The 7,436-nt window shown below is 68.9% G+C and carries 2 protein-coding genes and 1 pseudogene; all 3 read left to right on the forward strand.

Annotation, left to right across the window (positions count from 1 at the left end):
* Window positions 1-104: 104 nt before the first annotated feature.
* Window positions 105-428 (forward strand): annotated as a pseudogene (locus ACCC94_RS25910) (thioesterase II family protein); the annotation flags it as partial.
* 21 nt (window positions 429-449) lie between these two features.
* Window positions 450-1,430, forward strand: coding sequence for a TauD/TfdA family dioxygenase (locus ACCC94_RS25915; RefSeq protein WP_413352481.1), 981 nt, complete (start codon window positions 450-452; stop codon window positions 1,428-1,430).
* A gap of 903 nt (window positions 1,431-2,333) precedes the next feature.
* Window positions 2,334-7,436 (forward strand): amino acid adenylation domain-containing protein (locus ACCC94_RS25920; RefSeq protein ID WP_413352482.1); only part of this gene is annotated, 5,103 nt, incomplete at its 3' end.

Below are 7,436 nucleotides of genomic sequence, written 5' to 3' on the forward strand. Positions count from 1 at the left end.
CCCCCCCATCTTTTTTTTTCCACCCCCCCCCCCCCAACCCCCCATTCCTCTACGTCTGGTGGGCTCGTTTTTGTTTATAATAAACCGGCAGGCGCCGCCTCGGCGGCACGCCCGAGGCGGTATTCGCCGACGAGGAGATGCTGCGCCTGACCCTGCCGGTGATGCGCGCCGACTTCCTTCTCTGCGGCCTCTACGACTACCGCCGCCGCGCGCCGCTGGCCTGCCCGATCCACGTGTTCGGCGGCAAGGCCGACCGGCTCTCGGTGGACTCGCTGTCCGCCTGGCAGGACGAAACCAGCGCCGGGTTCTCCCTGGAAATGCTCGACGGCGGTCACTTCTTCCTCAATGACGGCGAAGCGCGCCTGCTCGAGCTGCTGCTCGGCCACCTGCGCCAGCCCGGCCAGCCGACCAGCGCAGCGCTGGCCTGATCGATTCAAGCGGAGACCCCGATGCATACCTCCACTCTGTTCGACATTGCTCCCCTGGCCGAAGCGCGCGGAGGCCTGCCGCTGCTGGTGCAGGCTCGCGGCGACGGCATCGACCTGCTCGACGCCCTGGCCGAACTGCGGCCGCTGGTGGCCGAGCGCCTGCCTGTGTGCGCCGGCATTCTCTTCCGTGGCTTCCAGGTCGGTGCGCCGGAGCGCTTCCGCGAGTTCGCCGCCGGCTTCGGCCACCCGCTGCTCAACTACGAGTTCGGCTCCACCCCGCGCAGCAATGTCACCAGCGGCGTCTACACCTCCACCGAATACCCGCCGCACCAGCACATCCCGCTGCACAACGAGCAGGCCTACACCCGCGAGTGGCCGCTGAAGATCTGGTTCTACTGCGTGCAGGCCGCGCAGAGCGGTGGCGAGACGCCGATCGCCGACAGCCGCGAGATCTACCGCCGGGTCGACGAGGGCATCCGTCGGCGCTTCAGCGAGCGCGGGCTGATGTACACCCGCAACTTCGGCAACGGCCTGGATGTGGCCTGGGAGCAGGTGTTCAACAGCAGCGATCCGGCGGTGGTCGAGGCCTACTGCAAGGCCCACCACATTGGCTGGGAGTGGAAGGAAGACGGCGAGCTGCGTACCCGCCAGGTGTGCCAGGCGGTGGCGCAGCACCCGTTTACCCGCGACTGGGTCTGGTTCAACCAGGCGCACCTGTTCCATGTCTCCAACCTGCTGCCGGAGGTGCGCGAAAGCCTGCTGGAAATCGTCGACGAGGAGGACCTGCCGCGCAACGTCTACTACGGCGACGGCAGCCCCATCGAACCCTCGGTGCTCGACGAAATCCGCGGTGTGCTGGAGGAGGCCAAGGTGAGCTTCCCCTGGTACAGCGGCGACGTCCTGATGCTCGACAACATGCTCGCCGCCCACGCCCGCTCGCCGTTCAGCGGGCCGCGCAAGGTAGTCGTGGCGATGGCGGAAGGACATGGCGCTGATGCCTGAGGCTGGCTTGCATTGCTCGCTCGGGGCGTGCGGCCGGGGCTGGGGAGAGAGCCGCGCCCAGCCCCGGAGCGGCCGGAAGCACCCTCTCCCTAGCCCTCTCCCTGAGGGGAGAGGGGACTGGTTCGGAGCAGATGGATGTATCAGGAGTACGCCGGATGTAAACGCCGGCGCGGATAGCTCTTTCTCCCTGAAGGGAGTGGGGGCTGGTTCGGAGTTGGTGGATGTTTCAGGAATACGCCGGCCCTGACGCTCGGCACAGACAGCTCCCTCTCCCTTCAGGGAGAGGGCGGGGGGAGAGGGCAGCACCCAGCGCCGGAGTGGCCGGAAGCACCCTCTCCCTGACCCTCTCCCTGAAGGGAGAGGGGACTGGTTCGGAGCAGATGGATGTATCAGAAGTACGCCGGACGTAAACGTCGGCACGGATAGCTCCCTCTCCCTTCGGAGCGGGGCGCGTAGCCAGGGCGGGGGGAGAGGGCAGCGCACAGCGCCGGAGCGGCCGGAAGCACCCTCTCCCTAACCCTCTCCCTAAAGGGAGAGGGGACTGGTTCGGAGCAGATGGATGTATCAGGAGTACGTCGGACGTAAACGTCGGCACGGATAGCTCCCTCTCCCTGAAGGGAGAGGGGACTGGTTCGGAGCAGATGGATGTATCAGGAGTACGCCGGACGTAAACGCCGGCACGGATAGCTCCCTCTCCCTTCAGGGAGAGGGCTGGGGGAGAGGGCAGCGCCCAGCGCCGGAGCGGCCGGAGGCACCCACTCCCTGACCCTCTCCCTGAAGGGAGAGGGGACCGGTCGGAGCGAGTCAGCAGTTCGGCTCTCCGATCCCCAGTACGCAAAACAGCTGAACCCACGAATTTCCCCCGTCGGGCCCCACGCGCCCGCCGACAGAACAGGTGATGTCATGAACGACCGTTACGAAGCCGCAGGAAACCTGGTCGAGGCCCTGCTGCAACGCGCCTGCGAAATGCCGCGCAAGACCGCCCTGCGATTCATCGCCGAGAACCTCGAACAGCCCATCAGCTTCCGCGAGCTGGACGAGCGCGCCCGCGCCATGGCCGCCTGGATGCTGCGTCACGGCCAGCACGGCGACCGCGCCGTATTGCTGCTGCCCAGCGGCCCGGAGTACGTCACCGCGTTCTTCGCCTGCCTCTACTCGGGGATCATCGCCGTGCCGGCCTATCCGCCGGAGTCCGTGCGCCCGCAGCACCTGGCGCGCCTGCGCTCGATCCTCGATGACGCGCAGCCGAGCCTGGTGCTCACCGACTCGACCCTGATCGAAGCCCTTCGCCCGGCCTGCGCACGGGAGAACGGCGACAGCCCGCAGCTGCTGGCGGTGGACCAGGCCGACCCGGCGCTGGCCGTCGAATGGCAGATGCCCGAGTTGGCCGACGACGACATCGCCTTCCTGCAGTACACCTCCGGCTCCACCTCGACGCCCAAGGGCGTGCAGGTCAGCCACGGCAACCTGGTCGCCAACGAGCGCCTGATCCGCCACGGCTTCGGCATCGGCGACGACGACGTGATCGTCAGCTGGCTGCCGCTGTTCCACGATATGGGCCTGATCGGCGGCCTGCTGCAACCTATCTACAGCGGCATCGAGTGCGTGCTGATGTCGCCGCGTTACTTCCTCGAACGCCCGCGCCGCTGGCTGGAAGCCATCGCCCGCTTCGGCGGCACCGTCAGCGGCGGGCCGGACTTCGCCTACCGCCTGTGCTGCGAGCGGGTCAACGAGGCAGCCCTGGAAGGCCTCGACCTGAGCAAATGGCGCGTGGCCTTCTCCGGCTCCGAGCCGATCCGCCCGGACACCCTGGAGCGCTTCGCCGCCTGGTTCGCCCCGGCGCAGTTCGACGCCTCGTCCTTCTACGCCTGCTATGGCCTCGCCGAAGCGACCCTGTTCGTCACCGGCGGCGTGCGCGGCGACGGCATCGGCCAGCTGGAGGTGGACCTTAATGCCCTGGGCGAAAACATCGCCCGCCCGGGTCGCGGCACCTCGCTGATCAACTGCGGCCGCGCCCAGCCCGACCATGAAATCCAGCTGGTCGACCCGGTGAGCGGCGGAAGCCTCGGCCCGGACCGCGTCGGCGAAATCTGGAGCAGCGGCCCCAGCGTTGCCCTTGGCTACTGGCGCAACCCGGAAGCCAGCGCACGCACCTTCGTCGAGAAGGACGGCCGCACCTGGCTGCGCACCGGCGACCTGGGGTTCCTGCACAACGACGAACTCTTCGTCACCGGCCGCCTCAAGGACATGCTCATCGTCCGTGGCCAGAACCTCTACCCGCAGGACCTGGAGCGCTGCGTCGAGGAAGAGGTGGACCTGGTGCGCAAGGGCCGCGTCTCCGCTTTCGCCATCGAACATCAGGGCCGCGAAGGCATCGGCATCGCCGCCGAAGTCGGGCGCAGCGTGCGCAAGCTGATCTCCGCCGAAGCGCTGGCGAAAGCCATCTCCGCCGCCGTGGCGGAGACCTTCCAGGAAGCGCCGCTGGTGGTGGCGCTGCTGGAACCGGGCGCGCTGCCCAAGACTTCCAGCGGCAAGCTGCAACGCTCGGCCTGCCGCACCCAGTTGCTCGACGGCAGCCTGCCGGCCTACGCCATCCAGCGCGCCGGCGAGCCGATCAGCGATGGCGCCAGTGCCGGGCCGGTCGCGCCGCTGTCCGCCGAGGAGCAAGCCATCGCCGCGCTGTGGAGCGAAGTGCTGGAATTGCCGGCGATCCGCCGCGACGACAACTTCTTCGCCCTCGGCGGCAATTCGATCAAGGCCACCCAGCTGATGGCGCGCCTGCGTGAACGCCTTGGCCGTGCCGTGGAATTGCGCCTGCTGTTCGAGGCGCCGGAGCTGGGCGCCTTCACCGCGGCGCTGGCGGCACTGCCGACCACTGAAGCCGAAACCATTCCTCAGGTAGAGCGTGACGGCCTGCTGCCGCTGTCGCCGGCTCAGCGCCGCCTGTGGTTCCTCTGGAAGCTGGAGCCGGAAAGCGCCGTCTACCACATCGCCGGACGCATGAACCTGCGCGGCGAACTGCGCCGCCCGGCAGTGGAGCAGGCTTTTGCCGTGCTGCTGGGCCGCCATGAAACCCTGCGCAGCCGCTTCATCGAGCAGGCCGATGGCGAGGTGGCGCTGAGCCTCTCCGACGCTACGCAAGCAGAGCTCACCGAGAGCGACTTCAGCGCCCTCGGCAATGCCCGCCGCGAAGTCGCCGCCCGCGATGACGCCAACGCCTTCGCCGCGCAGCCGTTCGACCTCGCCAATGGCCCGCTGCTACGCCTGCGTTTGCAGAACCTCGGCGGTGGTCGCCAGGCGTTGCTGCTCTGCGTCCACCACATCATTGCCGACGGCTGGTCGCTGAACCTGCTGCTGGACGAGTTCGCCGAGTGCTACCGCGCCATCGTCGAGCAGCGCGAGCCAGTGCTGCCGACCTTGCCGCGGCAGTACCTCGACCTGGCCGTCGCCCAGCGGAACAAACTGGAAGCGGGCGAGGGCGCGCGCCTGCTGGAGTGGTGGAGCGAGCGCCTGGGCAAACAGCACTCGCCGCTGGAGCTGCCGTTCACCACGGGTGGAAATGGCCAGAGCGCCGAGCTCATCGAGCGCGAAGTGGACGCCGAGCTGACCGCCAAGCTGCGCAGCCTGGCCCAGGCCCACGGCGCGACCTTGCCGATGCTCCTGCTCAGCGCCTACAACCTGCTGCTGCAGCGCTACAGTGGCCAGCACGACCTGCGCATCGGCCTGACCCAGGCCGGCCGCGAGCAGCTCGACAGCGAGCGACTGGTCGGCTTCTTCGTCAACCTGCTGGTGCTGCGCAGCGAGCTGCCCGAAGGCGCCAGCCTGCGCGGCGTGCTCCGCCAACTGCGCGACGACCTTCTGCAAGCCCAGGCGCACCAGGGCCTGCCGTTCGAGCAACTGGTGGAGGCCCTGCAACCCGAACGCGGTCACGGTCGCCATCCGCTGTGCCAGGTTGCCTTCGACCACCAGTGGCAACCGCGCGCCGGCAACGGCCTGCCGGGCGTCAGCGTGGAAGCGCTGGAGCAGCTCGACCTGGAAACCCCCTTCGACCTGGTGCTGCGCGTCCGCGAGGGCGAGCAGACCCTGCGCCTGAGCTTCTGCTATGCCCGCGAGCGTTACGCCGCCGCTGGCATGCAGCGCCTGGTCGGGCACTTCCTCGACCTGATGCGCGCCTTGCCGCAGTTGAATGCCGACGGCGTGCTCGATGCGCGCGACTGGCTGCCCGCCAGTGACTGGAGCATCGCCGTGGCCGGTGAGGTGCCGGCTTTCGAGGCGCTGAGCGAGACCATCGCCGCCCAGGCCCGGCGCCATCCGGCCAAGGTCGCGTTGATCGACGAGCAGCGCGAAGTGAACTTCGCCGAGCTGGAGGACCGCTCCAACCGCCTGGCGCAACGCCTGATCCAGCGCGGCATCGGTGCGGAGCGCCGGGTCGCCGTGGCCCTGCCGCGCGGCGTGGACATCCCGCTGGCCCTGCTGGCTGTCATGAAGGCCGGCGGCGCCTACCTGCCGCTGGACGTCGACTACCCGCAGGAACGGCTGGCGTGGCTGATGGAGGATGCCGGCGTCGACCTGCTGCTGACCAATGCCGAACTGGCCGAGCGCCTGCCGCTGCCCGCTGGCATCGAGCGCCTGGTGCTGGAAGAGGCCGACCTCGCCAACGCCCTGGCCGTGCGCCCGCTGGTGCGCGTCCAGGCGCAGAACCTCGCGTACCTGATCTACACCTCCGGCTCCACCGGCCAGCCCAAGGGCGTTGCCGTCGCCCACGGCGAGATCGCCGCACACTGCCGCGCCATCGGCCAGCGCTACGCCATGAGCGACGCCGACCGCGAGCTGATCTTCATGTCCTTCGCCTTCGACGGCGCCCACGAGCGCTGGCTCACCGCGCTGTCCCACGGCGGCAGCCTGCTGATCCGCAATGACGCGCTGTGGACCGCCGAGCAGACCCTGGAACAGCTGCGCCGCCACGAGGTGACGGTCGCGGCCTTCCCGCCGGCCTACCTGCAGCAACTGGCCGAACAGGCTCTGATCACCGGTCACGCGCCGAGCATGCGCATCTACTGCTTCGGCGGCGATGCAGTGCCGGAAGCGGCCTATCAGCTGGCGCACCAGGCGCTGAAACCGCAGCACCTGATCAACGGCTACGGTCCCACCGAAACCGTGGTCACCCCGATGTTGTGGAAAGCTGACGCCCGCACCACGTGCGGCGCGGCCTACGCGCCCATCGGCGAAGTGGTCGGCGAACGCAGCCTGTACATCCTCGACGACCGCCTGCAGCCGCTGCCGCGCGGGGTTGCCGGCGAGCTGTATATCGGCGGCCACGGCCTGGCCCGTGGTTACCACCAGCGCGCCGGCATGACCGCCGAACGCTTCGTTGCCGACCCTTATGCCGATGGCCTGCGCCTGTACCGCAGCGGCGACCGCGTGCGCTGGCGCGAAGACGGCGCGCTGGACTACCTCGGCCGCGTCGACCAGCAGGTGAAGATTCGCGGCTTCCGCATCGAGCCGGGCGAGATCGAAGCCCGCCTGCGTGCGCTGCCCGGCGTGCGCGAAGCGGCGGTGATCGCCCGTGATAGCGAGCGCGGCAAGCGCCTTCTGGGGTACGTCTCCGGTGAGGACCTTGCCGAGGATGCGCTGAAAACCGCCCTGCGCGCGCAACTGCCGGATTACATGGTGCCGTCGCGCATCCTCGTGCTGGAGCAGATGCCGCTCAATGCCAACGGCAAGATCGACCGCAAGGCGCTGCCCGAGCCGCAGGAAACCGCCTGCACCAGCGAAGCCCCGCGCGACGGGCTGGAAAGCCGCGTCGCTGCCGTCTGGGCTGAAGTGCTCGGCGTGCCCGCTGTCGGCCGCGCGGATGACTTCTTCGAACTGGGCGGCCACTCGCTGCTGGCCACGCAGGTCATCTCGCGCCTGCGCCGCGACCTGGGCTGCGAAGTGCCGCTGCGCGACCTGTTCGAAGCCAGCCGCCTGGACGAATTCGCTGCACGGCTGACGGGTCTTGCGCCC

This window comes from Pseudomonas sp. Pseusp97 (genome assembly GCF_047304025.1).
Taxonomy (GTDB): domain Bacteria; phylum Pseudomonadota; class Gammaproteobacteria; order Pseudomonadales; family Pseudomonadaceae; genus Pseudomonas.